Here is a 17,961-nt window from a genome sequence, read left to right on the forward strand (position 1 = left end):
TGTTGTTTTATCCAGCCAGGCTAGCTACAACGCCAGGCACAGCTGGCTGGCCAGCTGCCCCAGCCGCTGCAACCGTGCGTGCTGCTGTGCACTCCACGGGTCGGCACAGGACAGGCGCAGGCAGTGCCGGTAGCCACCGCGCGGCGAAAACAGCGGGCCGGGCGTCAGGCCTATGCCCTCCAGCCGCGCCTGCTCGTACAGGGCAATGCTGTCAAAGCCGGGCGGAAACCTCAGCCACAGGCAAAAGCCGCCCTGCGGCGCCACAAACTGCACACAGCCCGGAAAGTGGCGGCCAACCTCACCCTGCAATACCGCCATCTGGCTGGCAATGCTGCGCCGCAGCCGCCGCATGTGGCGCGGGTAGGCACCGCTGTCCAGAAAGCGTGCCAGCACCTGCTGGTTCAGCGTAGGGGTGGAATGGCTGGCCAGGTACTTTTGCACCTCGATCTGGCTGTGATAGCGGTAATGGCTAGGGCCTAGCCCGCTTGCCAGGCCTGGCCTTCGTCCTCTAGCCAGGCGCAGAACCCGGCGCACAGCGGGTCTTCTGCCAGCGCCAGCGGCACCACCCACGAGTAGCCGCGCACCCGCACGGCCGGGGCGGGCAGCGCTACCTGCAGCTTGCCGCTGGCCAGCAGCTCGTCAATCACCGGCCGCGGCCCCAGCGTAATGCCCATGCCGTCTACTGCGGCCTGCAGCGCCAGATAGTAGTGGTCGAAATGCTGGTTGGCCGCAGGCTGCAGGCCGGGCACCCCTGCGGCGGCCAGCCAGCGCTCCCACGCCACCGGCCGTGTTTCGGAATGCAGCAGGGTGTGCTGCGCCAGCGCGGCGGCGTCGGGCAGCGGCTGGCGCGCCAGTAGGGCTGGGCTGGCTACCGGCAGCTCGTGCTCGGTCAGGAAAATATGCGAAACAAAGCCGTGCCAGTGGTCGTTGCCACGGCGGATGGCGATATCGAAATCGGCGTTCTGGTTGTTGATGATGGCGTCTGAGGTGGCCAGGCGTAGCTCGACCTCGGGGTGGCGGCGCTGGAACTGCGTCAGCCGCGGCAGCAGCCAGTGCATGGCCAGCGTGGGGGCGGCATTGATGCGCAGCAGCCTAGGCTTCTGGCTTGTGAGTTTTTCGGTGGCATTGGCCAGGCTGTCAAACGCGGCTTGCACCACCGGCAAATACTGGCGGCCAGCGTCGGTAAGCTGCAGCCTGCGGCCAACCCTGTCGAATAATGTCAGGCCCAGCCAGTCTTCCAGCAGCTTTACCTGCCGGCTCACCGCGCTGTGGGTGACGTGCAGCTGCTCGGCTGCGGCAGTCAGGCTTTGGTAGCGGGCGGCCATTTCGAAGGCACGCAGCGCGTTAAGCGGGGGGAGCTTGCGGTTCATGCTTGTGAGAATAACGCACAAGCAAAGCCAGAAAAAGCCGTTTGTGCCACGGCGCTGGCCGCCCTACGCTAAGGGGTATGAACACCCTGATCATTCCAGACAAAAAAGCCTTGTTCCGCGGCTTTTTTCTTATCGGCCTTAGCGGCTTTGGCGGCGTGCTGCCGCAGGCGCAGCACCAGCTGGTACAGCGCCGGTGCTGGCTTACCGACACCGAGTTTGCCGAGCTGCTGGCGCTAGGCCAGGTACTGCCGGGGCCGAATATCGTCAATATGGCGGTGGCCATCGGCAGCCGCTTTCACGGCGTGGCCGGCGCACTGCTGGCGGTAGCCGGCCTGCTGCTGGCCCCGCTGGTGCTCATCCTGCTGCTGGCGACGCTGTACCAGCACTATCAGCAGGCCAGCTGGCTACAGCAGCTGCTGGCCGGGCTGGCACCGGCCGGCATCGGCTTGTTGCTGGGCATGGTGCTGAAGCTGGCGGCACGGCTGCCCCGCCGCCTGCTGCCGTGGCTATTGGCCGTGCTGACCTTTATTGCCGTAGCAGGCGTACACCTGCCGCTGTGGATCGTGCTGCTGGTGCTGGCACCGCTGGGCATAGGCCTGGCATGGCGCTACCCGCAAGGAGGGCTGTGACATGTTGCTGTTCCTGTTTCTGATGTTTGTACAGTTTTCCCTGCTGGCGGTGGGCGGCGCCAACGCCATCGTGCCGGAGCTGCACCGCGTGGTAGTGACCGAGCTGCACTGGATGAGCGGCCAGGAGTTTGCCGCGCTGTTTGCGCTGGCGCAGGCCGCGCCGGGGCCAAATGTACTGATAGTGAGCCTGGTAGGCTGGAAGGTAGCGGGCGTGCCCGGCGCCATTGTCAGCCTGATCGGTATCTGCTTGCCGTCGTCGCTGCTCAGCTTCTGGGTGGCGCGCTGGTGGCAGCAGGCGCGCGGCAGCCGGCTGACTACCGCCATCAGCAAGGGGCTGGCGCCGCTGACGGTGGGGCTCATTGCGGCAGGTGTGGCCATGATGGCAGCCAGCCATCCGCCATCATGGGCCGCCGGGCTGCTGCTGGCTAGCTGCGCACTACTGAGCTGGCGCACGCGGCTGAACCCGCTGTGGCTGCTGGCGGCGGGTGCTGCCGCCGGGCTGGGCGGGCTGGTCTAAGCCAGCTACCGATAGCCTGCCTGCTGGCGGGCAACAACGCTACATTGCGATAAAACTTGCTATAGAATTGCCGGCCTTTTCCCGCTGTTGTTGCTTGCATGAAAAAGCCGCTTGCCCTGTTGCCCCTGCTTGTTGCCCTGCTTTACGCTGCTGTCGAACACTACCAGGCCCCGGCCACCCCTGCTGCGGCCAACCCTGGCCCAGGCGGGCCGCAAGTAGCCACCCGCTTTGCCGACTGCCCGCAGCTGTTCTACCGCAACACCCCGCCCGCCATCCCCGCCGAACAGCAGCACGCCAGCACGCGCGAGCTGTGCTTCGACGATTTTGCCATTCTGTACGACGGCGACCGCCGCACGCCGGTATTTGCCGCCGAAAAGCTGTCTGCGCGCAGCCTGGCCGACGCCGACGAAAAACGCACCGACCGCTTTTACGAAGAAGCCCGCCTGCGCAGCAACGAGCGCGCCACGCTGGCCGACTACCGCGGTAGCGGCTACGACCGTGGCCACATGGCCGCCGCCGCACAGCGCACCACGCCCGAGGCCATGGCGCAAAGCTTTAGCCTGGCCAATATGGTGCCGCAGGTGCCGGAAAATAACCGTGGCGTGTGGGCGCGCGCGGTAGAGGCCGCCACGCGCAAGTACGTGCAGCGCACCCGCGGCGATGTTTACGTGTTTACCGGCCCCTATTTCGATATGCAGCAAACCCCGCGCTACGCCGGCAAGGTGCGCGTGCCCGACGCGCTGTACAAGCTGGTGTACGACCCGGCCACCGGCAAGTCCTGGGTGTACTGGACGGCCAACGCCGACGTGGCCAAGCCGCAGATGCTGACCTATGCCGAGCTGCAAAGCCGCACCGGCATAAGCTTTCTGCCGCAGTAAGCGCCGCCCAGCCAGCAGGCACGGTTGGCCGCATTGGCATTTTTGTTCATGCTTTGTGTTGGACAAAAACCGGGCGCATTACTATGATCAGGGCAGTAATGAACCCTGCCCTGGCCCGCCATCATGACTTCCGATACTGCCCCCGCACCTCTGCCCGCCCCGGCCGCCTGGCTGGGCTACGGCGGTGCCTTGCCCTTTATTGCCCTGGCTGCCTTGTGCTGGCTAGCCGCTAGCCACGCCGGTTTCTGGTTCGGCCTGCTGCTGGCCTACGGTGCCGTGATTTTGTCGTTTGTCGGCGCGCTGCACTGGGGCTTTGCCATGACGCTGCCGGGGCTGGATAGCGCACGCCGCAGCCGCATGATGGCCTGGAGCGTGGTACCGGCGCTGCTGGCCTGGCCGGCGGTGCTGCTACCTGCCGCCCCCGGCGTAGCCACCCTGCTGCTGGGCTATCTGCTGCATTACCTGCAAGACCAGCGCCTGTGCCGCCATGCCGACCTGCCCAGCTGGTACCTGCCGCTGCGCCGCCACCTCAGCCTGGCCGCCGGCACCAGCCTGCTGGCCGGTATGCTGGCACTGCAGGGCTAAGCCATGAGCCGCTACTTCAACAAACTGGGCGGTTTCCAGCGCAGCCCGGCCGGGCTGGAAAGCCGCCTGCTGGCGCTGGCGCCGCGCTGCCTGGCTTATGGCACGCTGCTGCTGGGCAGCCCTATCTGCCTGTGGCGGCTGCAAGTCTGGCTATGGCCGGGCAGCCTTAGCGCACAACAGGCGGGCATGGTGGATATTCTGGCCATCAGCTGGCTGATTCTGCTGTGGACGGTGGTGTTTACCGTGGCGCTGGGCGCGTGGATCGTGCGCATCATGAAAGGCCCGGCTTATGTGGCCGACGCCTACCCGTTGGCCGACCACCCGCGCCCCGGCAGCCAACCCGCCGCGCCACCACACCATGACTGACAACGCCAAATCCCGCGCCGTACCCGTGGGCCGCCTGTCGCGGCTGGCGCGCCTGGGCACCCTGGCCGGCGGCATCGCCAGCGGCATGGTGGCCGAAGGCGCACGCCGGCTGGCCAGCGGCCAACGCCCGCAATGGCAAGACCTGCTGCTGACCCCGGCCAATGCCACCCGCTTTGCCCACCAGCTATCGCAGATGCGCGGCGCCGCCATGAAGATGGGGCAGCTGTTATCCATGGACGCAGGCGACCTGCTGCCGCCCACGCTACGCGACATCCTGGCCACGCTGCGCGAAGACGCACACACCATGCCGCTCAGCCAGCTGGCGGACGTACTGGAGCAGGAATGGGGCGAAGACTGGCAAACGCGTTTCAAGCGTTTTTCCTTTCAGCCGGTGGCGGCCGCGTCCATCGGCCAGGTACACCGGGCCGAGCTGGCCAGCGGGCAGACGCTAGCCATCAAGGTGCAATACCCCGGTGTGGCACGAAGCATTGATAGCGATGTGGACAATGTCGCCAGCCTGCTGCGCCTGAGCGGCCTGCTGCCGCCAGGCTTCGAGCTGGCCACGCTGCTGACCGAAGCCAAGCGCCAGCTACACCAGGAAGCCGACTACCAGCAGGAAGCGGCCAACCTGCAACACTACCGCCAGCTGCTGGCAGGCCACGCCGACCTGCTGCTGCCGCAAGCCGTGCCCGAGCTGTGCACGCCCCGCATCCTGGCCATGGACTTTATCGACAGCGTGCCCATCACCACGCTGCAGCAGGCGCCGCAGGCCGAGCGCGACCGCGTGGCCACCCTGCTGTTCGATTTATTGCTGCGCGAAATTTTCGACTTTGCCTGCCTGCAAAGCGACCCGAACTTTGCCAACTATCGCTACCAGCCCGACAGCGGCCGGCTGGTGCTGCTGGACTTTGGCGCCACGCGCCGGCTGGCGGCCGACACCGTACAGCACTACCGCCGCCTGCTGTTGGCCGCACAGGCGCAAGACCGGCAGGCGCTGGGCGAGGCGGCCACCGCGCTGGGCTACTTTCCGCAGCAGGTGTCGGCGCAGCATTACGACGAGGTGATGGCTATCTTTCTACTGGCCTGCGAGCCGCTACGCCACGCCGGCGCCTATGACTTTGGCCACAGCACGCTGGCCGCCCGTATGCGCGACGCCGGCTGGGCCATGCGCCACGAGCGCGACGCCTGGCACACCCCGCCAGTGGATGCATTGTTCCTGCACCGCAAGGTAGCCGGGCTGTACCTGCTGGCCGCCCGCCTGCAGGCGCGGGTGGATATAGCCAGCCTGTTTGCCCGCTACCACAGCAGCCCGGCGGCGATCACGTCATAGTTTGCGCAGGTATTTGAAGCGGATATCGATAAACTTCTGGCGCCAGCTGCGCAGGTCTTCCAGGCTCATGTTGTAGGGTTTGATCACACAGCCGTCCTGGTGGGCGCGCACGGGCACCTGCCACAGGTTGTCGGTATCCAGGCCGCCGATAAACAGATTGTCACGCACGCTTTGCTCGAATACGGGGGTGCCGGGGAAGGGAATCAGGGTGCCTACCCAGTTACGGTCCAGCTGCAGGTCGTCGATCATGTCCATGGTTTCCTGCAGCGTTTCATTGGTGTCTTCCGGGAAACCCATGATCCAGTTGCCGGCCAGGCTGACGCGGTGTTTTTTCAGGTCTTCTACCACCTTGTAAATGGTGTCGCGCTTCAGGCCCTTTTTGATCACGGTGTTGCGGATATAGTCCGAGCCATGCTCTGGCGCCAGCAGGGCCGAGGTCATGCCCGCCGCCACCATGGCGTCGATCACATCGGTACGCAGGCTGTTCATGCCCAGCCCGCCGGCGGTGGTGAACTGGATATCCAGGCCGCGGCGCAGAATCTCGTTGCAGATACCCAGGATGTGCTTGTTGTCTACCGTGAGGTTGTCGTCCATGAAGGTAAAGAAACGTTGGCCGCGCTCGGTGGCCAGGTACTCCAGCTCGTCGACAAACTTTTCCGGCGTGCGCCGCCGCAGCTTGCGCCCCTGCACCAGGTACATATCACAGAAGGTGCATTTAAACGGGCAGCCGCGCTCGGAAATCACCGGCACCACATTCTTGATTACGTGGTTCTTGAAGTTGGAATAATGGCCCAGGTCCATTTCGAACTCGGTAAAGTCCACCATATCCCACGCCTGCATCGGCAGCTCTTCGTAATCGATCCACTCGCGGTCGCGGTTGATGCGCACTTTGCCCTGCTCGTCGCGGAAGGCAAACGACTTGATATCGTTCAGGTTGCCCAGCTCGCCGCTGGCAATGCGGTCGGCCATGGCCACCATCTGCGGCTCGCCCTCACCCAGCGCGATGTAGTCGAACTCCGGGCAGTTGGTGAGGATTTCCTGCGGGTAGGTGGTGGCGTGAATGCCACCGGTCATGATCTTGAGCCCGGGCGCTACCGCCTTGATCTCGCGCGCATAGCGCCAGGCGGTTTTCATGAAACCGGAAAACAGAAAGGAAATGGCCACCAGGCCCGGCTGCTCGGTACGGATGGCGTGCGTGATTTTGTCCAGGCAATACTGATTGGGCTCGGCCTGCTCGTGCACACGCCGGTTGTTCAGGTCTAGCAATACCGGTGTGTGGCCGGCCTTGCGCAGCACCGCTGCCAGCGACAGCAAAGCCGCAGAAGGCAGAAAATCTGTGCGGTTGGGCTGGGGCTCATCCAGATAGGGGGCAATCAGCAGTACTTTCACCTTGGCATTCTCCGTGTGTCTTTTATCGTGTTGTGCAACAGGCTTTCAGCTATAGCCCTTCTTGTGGTGGGTGTATAAAACCACAACATGGCCACGGCTTAAAGCAATAACTAAAGAATGCACACAGATAAAACGCAGGAAAACACACAAGAACCATAAAACAGCGCGCAGGCCGCAGGCCTAAGCGGGCAAGCCTGCGCCGTTTACACAGGCAACCGTGGCACGTCGGCCAGGCCGTACTGGCGGGCTAATGCTTCTACCACCAGCTCGTGGTCGGCGCGCTGCGCCAGGCCAGACACCCCTACCGAACCGATGCACCCTACGCCAGCCACGCGCAGCGGGAAGCTGCCGCCATGGCTGGCGTAGTCGCGCTCGGGCAGCGCGCTGCGCTCGGCCAGGGTTTTGCCTTTTAGCTGGCAGGCCAGCCCCACCGCGTAGGAGCTTTGCTGGAAATGCTGCACCACATTGTGTTTGCGCCGCAGCCAGTCGTCGTTGGCGGGTGTGGCGCCGGGCAGCATGCTGAAAAACAGGCGCTGCTGGTTTACCGTAATGGCAATGGCCACCGGGGCTTGCTGCGCCAGCGCCATGCCCCGCAGCGCCGAGCCCAGCTGCCAGGCGTCGTCTTCATCAAAATGCGGCAGTACCAGCATGGCTTCCTGCCGGGCTACCAGGGCAAGTTCGTCTTGTAGCAACATGGTTGGTCCTTGATGGTGGTGCTATCCAGTATGCGGCAGCGCGCGGCAATGGTCATGGCCGATATGCCGCGCGGTGGCAGTCAGGCCGGTACGGCCAGTATCACGCTGGATGCCTTGAACAGCGCACTGGCCGGCTGGCCCACGGCCAGCGCCAGGGTGTCGCAGCTATCGTTCGTCACCACCGCGGCCACGCTGACACCGCCGGGCAGTGCAATGACCACCTCGGTATTCACCGCCCCTGGCTGGATGCGTGCGATTACACCATGCAGCTGGTTGCGCGCCGAAAAGCGTGCGCTGCCCGCGTCGCTTACCAGCATGATGGACGATGCTTTCACCAGCGCCAGTGCCTGGGCTCCCGGCTGCAAACCCAGGCTCAGTACGCTGTCGTGGGTCACCGTCGCCACGATGCGCTGGCCGGCCGGGGTCAGCAGGGTCACTTCGTCGTTCACGGCGCCGGGCTTTACCGCCTCGACGGTACCGGCAAACTGGTTGCGTGCGCTGGTTCGCATGGCCATCTTCCGTATCAATACATAGTCGTCGGCCAGCGCGGGGGCCTGGCTGGCCAGGCTGTGGACAAAGCGCTGGTGCTCGGCCTGCAGGGTATGAAAGTTGTGCAAAAGCTGCGCGCCACGCGCGGTCAGCTGGGTGCCACCACCGCCCTTGCCACCGGCTAGGCGCGCCACCAGCGGCTCGCCGGCCAGGTTATTCATGGTGTCGATAGCGTCCCAGGCGGCTTTGTAGCTCATGCCTGCTGCCTTGGCCGCTTGGGTAATGGAGCCGCAGGTAGCGATGTGCGCCAACAGGGCCATGCGGTCGGCCCCACCCAGTGGCTGGCCGTTTATCGTCATCCACAGGCTGCCCTGCAGCTGGATGGTTTTATCAGTCATGGCGGGGCGTTGCCTCGGTAAAGGTAGCCAGGTTGGCCGCATGGGCCTGACCATCGCGCAGCTCGAATACCTGCTGGCCAAACAGGGCGACGTCTTGTTCGTCGTGGGTAATCAGCAGCAGCGGTATCTGCACCTGTGCCAGCAGGGCCAGCAGCGTCTGGCGCATGTCGTGGCGCAGCGCCGGGTCCAGCGCGGCAAAGGGTTCGTCCAGCAGCAAGGCGCGCGGTTTGGCCACCAGCGCCCGCGCCAGCGCCACGCGCTGGCGCTGGCCGCCGGACAGCTCGCCCGGCCGCTGCTGCGCCATGGCCGCCAGGCCAAAGGAGCGCAGCCAGTGCTCTACTTCGTCGTGCTGTGCGCTGGTACGCGGGTTCAGCCAGCCGCGCACCAGGCCAAAGGCCACGTTTTGGCGCACGGTCAGGTGGGGAAACAGCGCGTAATCCTGAAACAGATAGCCCAGCTGCCGCGCCTGCGGGGCCAGGTTTACCCCACCAGGCTGCGAGAACAGCAGCCGCCCGCCCAGGCGGATATGGCCGCTGTCTGGCGTCATCAGCCCGGCAATGGCCTTGAGGGTCAGGCTTTTGCCCGCACCAGACTGGCCAAACAGCACGGTGTGCTGGCTGGCCGACTGCAGCTGTACGTTCAGCTGAAAGCTGCGCTTGCCGGTGCGCAGGGTTTTCTGGATGGCAATATCAAGCATGCGGCCCCCTAGCGCTGCGCTACTCGGCCTGGCGCCAGGTAGCCTGCGGCCAACAATACGGTAATGCACACGGCCGAGATCACGGCCACCAGCAGGTTGGCCACATCGTCTTGCCCGGCCTGCACCGCTTCGTACACGGCTATCGACAGGGTCTGGGTTTTGCCCGGAATGCTGCCTGCCACCATCAGCGTGGCGCCAAACTCGCCCAGCGCACGGGCAAAGGCCAGCAGGATACCGGCCAGAATACCGCGCCAGGCCAGCGGCAGGGTAATGCGGAAAAACACTGCCAGACGGCTGATGCCCAGCACCTGCGCCGCCTGCTCCAGCTGGCCGTCTACCGCCTCGAACGCCGCCCGCGCCGGCTTGAACACCAGCGGAAACGCCACCACCGCCGCGGCGATGACCGCGCCCTGCCAGCTAAAAATCAGGTTAATGCCCCACTGCGCCTGCAGCCAGCCGCCCAGCGCGCCCTGCCTACCCAGTAACACCAGCAGGTAATAGCCCAGCACGGTAGGCGGCAGCACCATGGGTAGGGTCAGCAGCGTGTCCAGCACATCGCGCCCCGGAAAGCGCCCGCGTGCCAGCACAAAGCCGGTAGCCACGCCCAGCAGCGCCGCCAGCAAGGTGGCCAGGCCGGCTACTTTCAGCGACAGCGCCAGGGCGACCCATACGGTGTCCATACCCGGCATCACTCAGGGTTTCTGAAAGCCATAGCGGGCCAGAATGGCCTGCCCGGCGGGTGACAACACATAGTCGATAAAGCTTTTGGCCTCGCGCGGGTTGGCCGCAGCGGTGGTGCTAGCAATGGGGTAGCGGATGGGCTCACCCAGCGGCACGGTCAACGCCACTTTTACCTTGTCGGCCATCTGCCGGGCGTCGGTAGCGTACACAAAACCAGCGTCCACCTCGCCACGCGCCACGTAGTCCAGCGACTGGCGCACGTTCAGCGTGTTGACCGCCTTGGCGCTCACCACCGGCCATAACCGGGCCGCTGCCAGCGCGTCCTGGGTATAGCGCCCTACCGGCACGCTAGCCGGGTTGCCGATCGCCACCTTGCCATAAGCTGGCCGGGCCAAGTCGGCCAGGCTTTTGGGGGCCAGCTTGCTCCCCGCCGGCACTACCAGCACCAGGGTATTGCGCGCAAAATCGCGGCGGCTGGCCGGCTGGATCAGCCCCTGTTTGGCGGCCTGCTCCAGGGTTTCCTGGTCGGCCGAGGCCAGCACATCCACCGGCGCGCCTTTGGCCAGCTGCTGCAGCAGCGCGCCAGAGGCGGCAAAGTTCAGCAGCACCTTGCTGCCGGGGTGCTGGGCCTCGAAGGCCTGCGCCACCTCTTTAAAAGCATTACTCAGGCTGGCGGCGGCCGATACCGTTATCTCGCCCGCCAGCGCCATACTGCAGGCCAGGCTCAGGGCCATGCTGGCGAGCAGGGTGTAAAAGCGCGTCATGTTGCCTTGCTCCGCGTAGGGAAATCGATGCGCTATATAAGCATGTATATAGCGGTAGGCGCAATACGGCAGCATGCGGCCAATTAGCGCTAGGCCTGCGGCCAGATTTGGGCAATATCCGCCACGCACTGCTCGAATAGCGGCTTGCCAAACAGATAGCCCTGCACCAGGTGCACACCTATGTCTTGCAGGCAGGCCAGCTCCTCGCGCGTTTCCACGCCTTCGGCAATCACGCGGATACCCAGCTCGTCGCACATGCGCACCACGCAGGCCACAATCACGCGGCTGGCTTTTTTCTGCTCGATACCCCGCACCAGCGCCATATCCAGCTTAACGATATCCGGCTGAAAACTGGCCAGCAGGTTCAGCCCGGCGTAGCCCGCGCCAAAGTCGTCAATCGCCGTCATGAAGCCAATGCGCTGGTAGGCGCTAAACACCTTGGCCAGCCAGCTGCCATCGTCGATACGCTCGCTCTCTACCGTCTCGAAAATGATCTGATCTACCGGAAAGCCAAACTGGCGTGCCGCCTGCAGCGTGGTACGTATGCACACCTCGGGGCGGTAAATGGCGTTGGGCAAAAAGTTGATGGACAGCCTGCTGCGCATACCCAGCCGCGCCGCCACCTCGATGGCTTTCACACGGCAAGCCTGGTCAAAACGGTAGCGGTTGGTGTCGTTCACCTGCGCCAGTACGCTGAGCGCCCCTTCCCCTGCCGTACCGCGCACCAGCGCCTCGTGCGCAAAAATGCTGCCGGCGCGCAGGTCGATGATGGGCTGAAAAGCGTAGCTAAAGGCAAAACCCAGCGGCTCGCCATCGCGGCAGTCACCGCAAGGGGGCAAGGCGGCGGTGGGTTCGATTGCAGGGCTGATAGGTATAAGGCTCATGTGCGTACGGCATCACAATGCGTGAAGGGATATTTATTGCCAGTATAGGGCAACTTGCAAGTAATACCGTGGCATTGTCTGGCTTGGCCGCCAGATAATCTGTTCTGGCCCGTTAAAGGCGAAAACATATCCCCTGCCGTGGCAAGGCTTGCTGCGGGTCTGTTTCCGTTAGCGTTTTTGCTAGTGTCGAAAACAGCCAGCTTGCCAACACCCTGCCATGCTCACCCAGGCAAGGCGGCCACCCGGACAGTAGTGCAACAGCCTGACAAGGCGAGAACTGCGTCGTTGATCAGGCTCTTGTACGGTCACTCATCGGCCTTAGCGGTCATTGGGATGAGCAATGCGAAACGTCAGCAATCAGTCAGCTAGCCACTCTGCGGCAACACCATCCCACACAGGGTAAGGTAGATCTTTTACCAATTTGTCTTCGACCAAGAACGCTAGGCTATAGCGAGCCCGGGTGATCGCGACGTATAGCTTGTTTCGCGACTCTTCCGTTTTTTCCTTCTCGAAAACCTTGATATCGCCGCCGATAAATTTCAGATGCTTATCTGGGGGGATTACAAGCACTCGGTCAAAGCCAAGGCCTTTACAAGATCCGAACGTGTAACAGATAAGGCTGCTTGGGAGGTACCTACTGCCGGTGGTAGACGACCAGCGCAGTACTTGGGGCTGAAAGGCTGCCAGATAATCCTTTACTTGTGACTGCTTTACGATGAACACACCACAGTGATGGGCCATCTCGCCAGGAACTTTCTCAACACCAGATATTGTTTTATCATACATGCCAGTATGGATTGTATCTGACAGGTCGCAGATTTCCTGGACGCACCTGCGATTATTAGGTAGCGAACGTTTCTCGAACTTCATCTTACTGACGAAGTAATCAACTTTCTGCTGTGACGTCTGCGGAGCCTTATGGCCAAACGTCGTAGTGTAAATCGTCTGTCGAAAGTCCCCCACGCAACAGATCGAATTGACCATTACCTTGTTGAGCGATTTGATAACGTCGTAGTCCCAACCGACCAAATCCTGCACTTCATCAAAAAAGACTCTTTGATAAATTTCCTTCAGTCGCTTGGCGGGGGCATCGTTGGATAGCTTCGCAATTAGAGTCGCAAGCTTTGCCAACAATCCGGAGTAAGCCTTAGTTTTGCAGGGGGTAAGGTAATGCAGTGGATTGATCGTTCCGTCTTCCGATTTTTCTGCTCTGCCTTCAATGTAGTAGGTTGTACCTGGTCTCAAGTGAGGATTGTTCTCAGTGAACGAGATGCTCGTGATCCGATCGGGAAATACCTCGCTCTGATAGGGGCGCACCATGTCTTCGAGGTAAAAAGAGAACAGCCCCTTGACGACGAAATGCTCGCTGCTGGCACCATAGAGTTCGACAAATCGGGCACGCAATTCCGCTTGGTTGTTGGTGGTATAAGTAACCACCAGCACCCGCCCACCGCTCTTGATAACCTCAATGGCATCTGTGATGATCTTGTGAGTTTTGCCCGAACCGGCGCCAGCGATCCAGAGTTCGTTAGTCAAAAGCGAGCACCTCGTCCAAGAACGGTGGGTATTTGAAGTCCAGCTCACTATCAAAGAGCCTGATGGCCGAATCGACCTTGCGGGTACCTTTGCCATTGCCTTTTACGCTCTTAAACCACCCGATCAGATTTTCTCGTCTGTCTTCCAAGGTTATGTTTTCGTCGTACAGCTTATAGGTCTGACTCGATAACACCTCTTTTGCAAACGCATTAAGTGTTTCAATATCGATCGCATTGGCATAAATCATTGCCGGCTCAAGTGAAAACTCTTCGTTTTCAACTGGCGAGAACAGTTTGATATTGGGGAACGCTGTGTATTCCAGACGTTCTTGCACAACGTTAGCGTGATAGTCACCGTCATTATCCCTGAGCACATGGATCTTGGTGCCAATCTCCTTGCCCACCTCAATGAAAGTTTTGAATCCCACGCCACGCACCACGATGATATCGATCCCATCTTGCTCAGGCAGTCGTTCATGTTTTCGTTGGTAGATTTTTTTGAGTACCAGTTCATCCGACGGCCCCTCGACCAGAATGACCTTGCTAGACAGTGCCACCCGCAAAGTATCGTAGCCGGGGAGACGCTTGAGCGTTTTCACCACTTTGGGGTCTAGCTTGTGCAACCTTTTGTAGCCGGTTTGCACTAGGCAAATCTTGTCGATACTGAGTTTGTTCAGTACGTAGGAGCTATGGGTGGTCAGAAACAACTGCTTGTCGCCCCGCTGACTTTCGACGTAGTGCACGAGCTTGTTCAGATTGGTGTGAGACAGGTGGTTTTCAGGCTCTTCCATCATCACCAAATCGATATCATGGGATTTGTTCTGGATGGCCAGTTTGATCTGTATATTGCTTTGCTCGCCTTTGCCAATGAAGTGAAACGGCACATCATCGACCTCCAATTGCAGGCCGGTTTGTATGGAGCCCGCTGGTAACGTACTTGCTGCAATGGTGAGCTTGCTATCAGTGATGAGGTGATCCGCATCAAGATTGGAGTTAACCGTCTGAACCTCTCCAGAGTTGTTAAACACCTGTAGGTTTTCACGATAATTGAGGGTCAGTTTTACCAAATCCTCCTTCTCGAGAGCAGTGTTCAGGATGCTCGAAATGTACTGATTCTTGCCCATTGTTGGGTGGATGCGTGTGGGGTCGATGTACAGCGCCTTGAATTTCTTGGCGATCGGCTTAATCGGGTTCCAGGAGAAATCGAGCCAGTCCAGCTTGTAAAACTCGATCGGAATGCTGGTGATGTTGGGTCTGGTCAGCAGGTAGCGCTCGTACACCGGCTCCAGCGACGCATCGAAACAGGCTTGCACTACGACGCCCTGGGCGTCTGCCTTGAGGCTATTATTTACGCCTCGGTACTCAGGTACGCCTTCAATGTAGGCCTCGATGATCAGACTGGGTAGGTACTTCGGGGTTTTGTCAGAGGCGAGGAACTGATTGACGGCATCCTGATTGAAAAGATCAGGGGAGAATTCGTTGTTAAAGGGCCGACCTCGATGGTTGTAATTGAGAACAATTTCTAACGCTTCTAGGATCGTGCTTTTGCCAGCATTGTTATCGCCGACGAAAATATTAACGTCGTCATTAAACTCAAAAAGTTCGTTGCGAAATTTTTTGAAGTTGACCAGCTTGATTGATTTAACGTGCACTTTCCAATCCCTCTATATATCGTTCCGCAGTGGCGCATCACCATAATGAGTGAACGGTACCTCGAGTAGCGCATGCTGTCCATATGACGAGCAGCTTTTTAGGATCAACTGTAAATCGCCTATGGGTACAAAATCACACCAGATGGCTATTCTTGGACGTCTTGTGCCTATCACAACCAACCGCTTTGCGTCGGAGGCCGTCGATTCGGCGATGGAATCCAACTGTCCAACTTGACCGATAGCCAATCACTCACGACAGGTGCGACGCGCAAGCCTGGTATGACTCACCACAAGGCAGCCGTCGAATGCCTGGCAGGTCTGGGCGGTTGCTTGCCACTTCAATTACTGGATCAGCCCCGGCTCCCACCCAAACACCACTAGACTGACCAGTCTATTTGTCTTATCATGCAAGGCATGGCACGAGAACGACTACACACCGACACCCGCGAACACATCCTGGCTACTGGCGAGGCGCTGATCCATGGCCGCAGCTTTACGGCGATGGGCCTGACCGAGCTCTTGAACGAAGCCGGGGTGCCGAAGGGGTCGTTTTATCATTACTTCAAGTCGAAAGAAGACTTCGGCGTCGCCATGCTTACCCGCTACTTTGCGGTGTACCGCGAGCGTGTCGGCCTGCTGCTGGCCGATGACAACATGGGTGATGGCCGTGCCCGGCTGCTGGCTTACTTTCGGCAATGGCTGGACAACCACGCCCGCTGTGAAGCGCACAGCTGCCTGGCGGTAAAGCTGGCGGCCGAGGTGTCCGACCTGTCCGAGCCGATGCGCCTGGCGCTACACGAGGGCATGGACGCTATCGTGCACAGGTTGGCCGCATGCATCCGCGCTGGCCAGGCCGATGGCAGCATCAAGCCGCAGCTGCCACCGGATGAAACCGCCTACGCGCTGTACAGCCTGTGGCTGGGCGCGGCACTGATGCAGAAAACGCAGCACAGCCTGGTGCCGCTGCAGGCAGCCATGATCCATACCGAAGGCCAGCTGGCGCCCTGCCCCCCGGCAGCCTGACACCGACACATACCGTTTGCTCACGGGCAGGCGGTTTTTTTGAAGCACAATCTAGACGACTGGTCTAATAACTAATTCTTCGGAGCTTGTGATGAACCACGCGATTGAACAGATGCAACAACACCGCAGTATCCGCAGCTACCAGGACAAAGCGGTACCGGCCGAGGTGCTGGACGCGGTACTGCGCGCCGCCTGGCACGGCCCTACCTCCATCAACGGCCAGCAAGTGTCGCTGGTGGTGGTACAGGATGCCGCCCGCCGTGCGCGCATTGCCGAGATCGCCGGCGGCCAACCGTGGATCGCCCAGGCGCCGGTATTTATTGCCGTGGTAGCCGACTTCTACAAAACCCGCCTGGGCGTGGCTGCCGCCGGTAGCGAACAATTGATCCACGACAGCGTGGAAGGCTTTGCCGTGGCCGCTGTGGACGCCGGCATTACCCTGGGCAACCTGATGACCGCCGCCCGCGCCGCCGGCCTGGGCGTGGTGCCGATTGGCGGCATCCGCCGCGACCCGGCCGCCATGATCGAGCTGCTGGGCCTGCCCGAGCTCACCTTCCCGCTGGCTGGTGTGGTGCTGGGTTACAGCGCCGACGATAGCGCCGTGAAGCCACGCCTGCCACTGGCCACGTTTGCCCACAGCGAGCGCTACGACGCCGCCGCCCTGCCCGGCCATATCGCCGCCTACGACCAGACCCTGCAGCAACACTGGCAAAACCTGGGCCGCGCCGACGGCGAGCCGTGGAGCCAGAGCATCGCCCGCTATTATCAGCAAGTGTATTTCCCGCAAGTGGCCCCGGTAGCACGCGCCCAGGGCTTTGGATTCGACCGCTAAACCGCAAATAAAGGACACCTCATGCAAGCCGACAAACTGCTTACCCCCGTGCGCCTGGGCGCCGTTACCCTGAACAACCGTGTGCTGATGGCACCGCTGACCCGCCTGCGCAATACCGAGCCGGGCGACGTGCCCACCGAGCTGGCCATCGAGTACTACCGCCAGCGCGCCGGTGCCGGCCTGATCATCAACGAAGGCACCCACATCTCCCCCACCGCTAAAGGCTACGCCGGCGCGCCGGGTATCTACAGCGAAGACCAGATCCAGATGTGGCAGCGCGTGAACGACGCCGTGCATGCCGAAGGCGGCAAGATCGCCATCCAGCTGTGGCACACCGGCCGTATCTCGCACACCAGCCTGCAGCCGGGTGGCGAAGCACCGGTGGCCCCGTCCGCCATTGCCGCCGACAGCAACACCAATATCCGTGACGAAAACGGCCAGCTGGTACGCGCCCCGGTGTCCACGCCGCGCGCACTGGAAACCGCCGAAATCGCCGACCTGATCGAAGACTACCGCCGCGCCACCGACAACGCGCGCCGCGCCGGCTTCGACCTGGTGGAAATCCACGGTGCCCACGGCTACCTGCTGGACCAGTTCCTGTCGCCCGTGGCCAACCAGCGTACCGACCAGTACGGCGGCAGCGTGGAAAACCGCGCCCGCATCGTGCTGGAAGTGCTGGATGCGGTGATTGCCGAATGGGACGCCGACCACGTGGGCATCCGCCTGTCGCCGCTGGGCGTGTTCAACGGCCTGTCGGAAACCGACCAGCAAGAGATGGCGCTGTACCTGATCGGCGAAATCGCCAAGCGCGGTATCGCCTTCCTGCACCTGTCCGAGCCGGACTGGGCCGGCGGCCCGGCCTGGAGCGACGACTTCCGCCAGCGCGTGCGTGCCGTCTACCCAGGCAGCATCGTGGCGGCCGGTGGCTACACGCTGGAAAAAGCCGAAAAACTGATCGGCGCCGGCCTGATCGACGCCGTGGCCTTTGGCCGCAGCTTCATCGCCAACCCGGACCTGCCGGCCCGCCTGGCCGCCGGTGCCGCGCTGAACCCGCCACGCCCGGAAACCTTCTACGGTGGCGGCGCCGAGGGCTACACCGACTACCCGGTACTGGGCCAGTAAGCCCCCTGCCCGGCGCAGGTTTGCCCGTATCGGGCACATAACGACGATATTGCCTGCGGCCAACGGTGGCCGCAGGCCCGGCTGCTGACAACGTACCGACCAAGGTCTGACCTGCCTCGGCAAAG

At 61.8% G+C, this 17,961-nt stretch carries 20 protein-coding genes; 9 read left to right on the forward strand and 11 right to left on the reverse strand.

What is annotated here, in order from left to right; translation table 11 throughout:
* Nucleotides 1-24: 24 nt before the first annotated feature.
* Nucleotides 25-441 (reverse strand): aminotransferase-like domain-containing protein, encoded by a 417-nt coding sequence (locus FLQ44_RS05210; protein WP_147693385.1) that lies wholly within the window; start codon nt 439-441, stop codon nt 25-27.
* Nucleotides 442-476: 35 nt separating this feature from the next.
* Nucleotides 477-1,370 carry a transcriptional regulator GcvA gene (gcvA, locus tag FLQ44_RS05215; protein WP_147693386.1) on the reverse strand — a complete coding sequence of 298 codons (894 nt, stop codon included), beginning with the start codon at nt 1,368-1,370 and terminating at the stop codon, nt 477-479.
* Nucleotides 1,371-1,447: 77 nt separating this feature from the next.
* Here gcvA and FLQ44_RS05220 point away from each other — a divergent pair, with 77 nt between their 5' ends.
* From FLQ44_RS05220 to FLQ44_RS05245, 6 genes are all read left to right on the forward strand, one after another.
* A complete protein-coding gene (locus FLQ44_RS05220; protein ID WP_147693387.1) occupies nt 1,448-1,999 on the forward strand; it encodes a chromate transporter in 552 nt (183 codons plus the stop codon).
* A 1-nt stretch (nt 2,000) separates the two neighbouring features.
* The gene (locus FLQ44_RS05225; RefSeq protein ID WP_147693388.1) at nt 2,001-2,516 is read left to right on the forward strand and encodes a chromate transporter; all 516 of its coding nucleotides are present in this window, start codon (nt 2,001-2,003) and stop codon (nt 2,514-2,516) included.
* Between the two features lie 98 nt (nt 2,517-2,614).
* Nucleotides 2,615-3,394, forward strand: a complete 780-nt coding sequence (locus FLQ44_RS05230; protein ID WP_147693389.1) for a DNA/RNA non-specific endonuclease — start codon at nt 2,615-2,617, stop codon at nt 3,392-3,394.
* A gap of 123 nt (nt 3,395-3,517) precedes the next feature.
* Nucleotides 3,518-3,979 (forward strand): DUF3429 domain-containing protein, encoded by a 462-nt coding sequence (locus FLQ44_RS05235; RefSeq protein ID WP_147693390.1) that lies wholly within the window; start codon nt 3,518-3,520, stop codon nt 3,977-3,979.
* Between the two features lie 3 nt (nt 3,980-3,982).
* Entirely contained in the window at nt 3,983-4,345 is a 363-nt protein-coding gene (locus tag FLQ44_RS05240; RefSeq protein ID WP_147693391.1) for a hypothetical protein, read from the forward strand.
* Complete coding sequence (locus FLQ44_RS05245) at nt 4,269-5,675, forward strand: ABC1 kinase family protein (protein ID WP_206208675.1); 1,407 nt, start codon at nt 4,269-4,271, stop codon at nt 5,673-5,675. Before FLQ44_RS05240 ends, FLQ44_RS05245 begins: the two co-directional genes overlap by 77 nt.
* Here FLQ44_RS05245 and FLQ44_RS05250 read toward each other — a convergent pair.
* From FLQ44_RS05250 to FLQ44_RS05290, 9 genes are all read right to left on the reverse strand, one after another.
* A complete protein-coding gene (locus FLQ44_RS05250) occupies nt 5,670-7,064 on the reverse strand; it encodes a B12-binding domain-containing radical SAM protein (RefSeq protein WP_147693393.1) in 1,395 nt (464 codons plus the stop codon). The two genes, FLQ44_RS05245 and FLQ44_RS05250, sit on opposite strands and share 6 nt — an antisense overlap.
* 203 nt (nt 7,065-7,267) lie before the next feature.
* Nucleotides 7,268-7,759 (reverse strand): heme-degrading domain-containing protein, encoded by a 492-nt coding sequence (locus tag FLQ44_RS05255; RefSeq protein WP_147693394.1) that lies wholly within the window; start codon nt 7,757-7,759, stop codon nt 7,268-7,270.
* Between the two features lie 80 nt (nt 7,760-7,839).
* A complete protein-coding gene (locus FLQ44_RS05260) occupies nt 7,840-8,646 on the reverse strand; it encodes a TOBE domain-containing protein (protein ID WP_147693395.1) in 807 nt (268 codons plus the stop codon).
* Nucleotides 8,639-9,343, reverse strand: coding sequence for a sulfate/molybdate ABC transporter ATP-binding protein (locus FLQ44_RS05265; protein WP_147693396.1), 705 nt, complete (start codon nt 9,341-9,343; stop codon nt 8,639-8,641). The genes FLQ44_RS05260 and FLQ44_RS05265 overlap by 8 nt, the downstream gene beginning before the upstream one ends.
* Nucleotides 9,344-9,351: 8 nt before the next feature.
* Nucleotides 9,352-10,023: a molybdate ABC transporter permease subunit gene (modB, locus tag FLQ44_RS05270; protein WP_147693461.1), complete on the reverse strand. Its 672-nt coding sequence runs from the start codon at nt 10,021-10,023 to the stop codon at nt 9,352-9,354.
* A 12-nt stretch (nt 10,024-10,035) separates the two neighbouring features.
* Nucleotides 10,036-10,788 carry a molybdate ABC transporter substrate-binding protein gene (modA, locus tag FLQ44_RS05275; RefSeq protein WP_147693398.1) on the reverse strand — a complete coding sequence of 251 codons (753 nt, stop codon included), beginning with the start codon at nt 10,786-10,788 and terminating at the stop codon, nt 10,036-10,038.
* Nucleotides 10,789-10,877: 89 nt separating this feature from the next.
* On the reverse strand, nt 10,878-11,672 hold the full coding sequence (locus FLQ44_RS05280; protein WP_147693399.1) for an EAL domain-containing protein: 795 nt from the start codon (nt 11,670-11,672) through the stop codon (nt 10,878-10,880).
* Between the two features lie 357 nt (nt 11,673-12,029).
* Nucleotides 12,030-13,208 carry a UvrD-helicase domain-containing protein gene (locus tag FLQ44_RS05285; RefSeq protein ID WP_147693400.1) on the reverse strand — a complete coding sequence of 393 codons (1,179 nt, stop codon included), beginning with the start codon at nt 13,206-13,208 and terminating at the stop codon, nt 12,030-12,032.
* Complete coding sequence (locus FLQ44_RS05290; protein ID WP_147693401.1) at nt 13,201-14,859, reverse strand: ATP-dependent nuclease; 1,659 nt, start codon at nt 14,857-14,859, stop codon at nt 13,201-13,203. Before FLQ44_RS05290 ends, FLQ44_RS05285 begins: the two co-directional genes overlap by 8 nt.
* Nucleotides 14,860-15,273: 414 nt before the next feature.
* On the opposite strand from FLQ44_RS05290, the gene FLQ44_RS05295 reads away from it, so the two are divergent.
* The 3 genes from FLQ44_RS05295 (at nt 15,274) to FLQ44_RS05305 (ending at nt 17,836) form a co-directional block, all read left to right on the forward strand.
* The gene (locus FLQ44_RS05295) at nt 15,274-15,882 is read left to right on the forward strand and encodes a TetR/AcrR family transcriptional regulator (RefSeq protein ID WP_147693402.1); all 609 of its coding nucleotides are present in this window, start codon (nt 15,274-15,276) and stop codon (nt 15,880-15,882) included.
* A 91-nt stretch (nt 15,883-15,973) separates the two neighbouring features.
* On the forward strand, nt 15,974-16,714 hold the full coding sequence (locus FLQ44_RS05300; RefSeq protein ID WP_147693403.1) for an NADPH-dependent oxidoreductase: 741 nt from the start codon (nt 15,974-15,976) through the stop codon (nt 16,712-16,714).
* 21 nt (nt 16,715-16,735) lie between these two features.
* On the forward strand, nt 16,736-17,836 hold the full coding sequence (locus FLQ44_RS05305; protein ID WP_147693405.1) for an alkene reductase: 1,101 nt from the start codon (nt 16,736-16,738) through the stop codon (nt 17,834-17,836).
* Nucleotides 17,837-17,961 lie beyond the last annotated feature (125 nt).

It is taken from the genome of Vogesella mureinivorans, assembly GCF_007644035.1.
Lineage (GTDB): Bacteria > Pseudomonadota > Gammaproteobacteria > Burkholderiales > Chromobacteriaceae > Vogesella > Vogesella mureinivorans.

Bases quoted from the DNA above. Each gene is read 5' to 3' on its own strand.
- gcvA (WP_147693386.1), bottom strand. From the start codon at position 1,370: ATGAACCGCAAGCTCCCCCCGCTTAACGCGCTGCGTGCCTTCGAAATG.
- FLQ44_RS05220 (WP_147693387.1), top strand. From the start codon at position 1,448: ATGAACACCCTGATCATTCCAGACAAAAAAGCCTTGTTCCGCGGCTTT.
- FLQ44_RS05225 (WP_147693388.1), top strand. From the start codon at position 2,001: ATGTTGCTGTTCCTGTTTCTGATGTTTGTACAGTTTTCCCTGCTGGCG.
- FLQ44_RS05230 (WP_147693389.1), top strand. From the start codon at position 2,615: ATGAAAAAGCCGCTTGCCCTGTTGCCCCTGCTTGTTGCCCTGCTTTAC.
- FLQ44_RS05235 (WP_147693390.1), top strand. From the start codon at position 3,518: ATGACTTCCGATACTGCCCCCGCACCTCTGCCCGCCCCGGCCGCCTGG.
- FLQ44_RS05240 (WP_147693391.1), top strand. From the start codon at position 3,983: ATGAGCCGCTACTTCAACAAACTGGGCGGTTTCCAGCGCAGCCCGGCC.
- FLQ44_RS05245 (WP_206208675.1), top strand. From the start codon at position 4,269: ATGTGGCCGACGCCTACCCGTTGGCCGACCACCCGCGCCCCGGCAGCC.
- FLQ44_RS05255 (WP_147693394.1), bottom strand. From the start codon at position 7,759: ATGTTGCTACAAGACGAACTTGCCCTGGTAGCCCGGCAGGAAGCCATG.
- FLQ44_RS05260 (WP_147693395.1), bottom strand. From the start codon at position 8,646: ATGACTGATAAAACCATCCAGCTGCAGGGCAGCCTGTGGATGACGATA.
- FLQ44_RS05265 (WP_147693396.1), bottom strand. From the start codon at position 9,343: ATGCTTGATATTGCCATCCAGAAAACCCTGCGCACCGGCAAGCGCAGC.
- modB (WP_147693461.1), bottom strand. From the start codon at position 10,023: ATGGACACCGTATGGGTCGCCCTGGCGCTGTCGCTGAAAGTAGCCGGC.
- modA (WP_147693398.1), bottom strand. From the start codon at position 10,788: ATGACGCGCTTTTACACCCTGCTCGCCAGCATGGCCCTGAGCCTGGCC.
- FLQ44_RS05280 (WP_147693399.1), bottom strand. From the start codon at position 11,672: ATGAGCCTTATACCTATCAGCCCTGCAATCGAACCCACCGCCGCCTTG.
- FLQ44_RS05295 (WP_147693402.1), top strand. From the start codon at position 15,274: ATGGCACGAGAACGACTACACACCGACACCCGCGAACACATCCTGGCT.
- FLQ44_RS05300 (WP_147693403.1), top strand. From the start codon at position 15,974: ATGAACCACGCGATTGAACAGATGCAACAACACCGCAGTATCCGCAGC.
- FLQ44_RS05305 (WP_147693405.1), top strand. From the start codon at position 16,736: ATGCAAGCCGACAAACTGCTTACCCCCGTGCGCCTGGGCGCCGTTACC.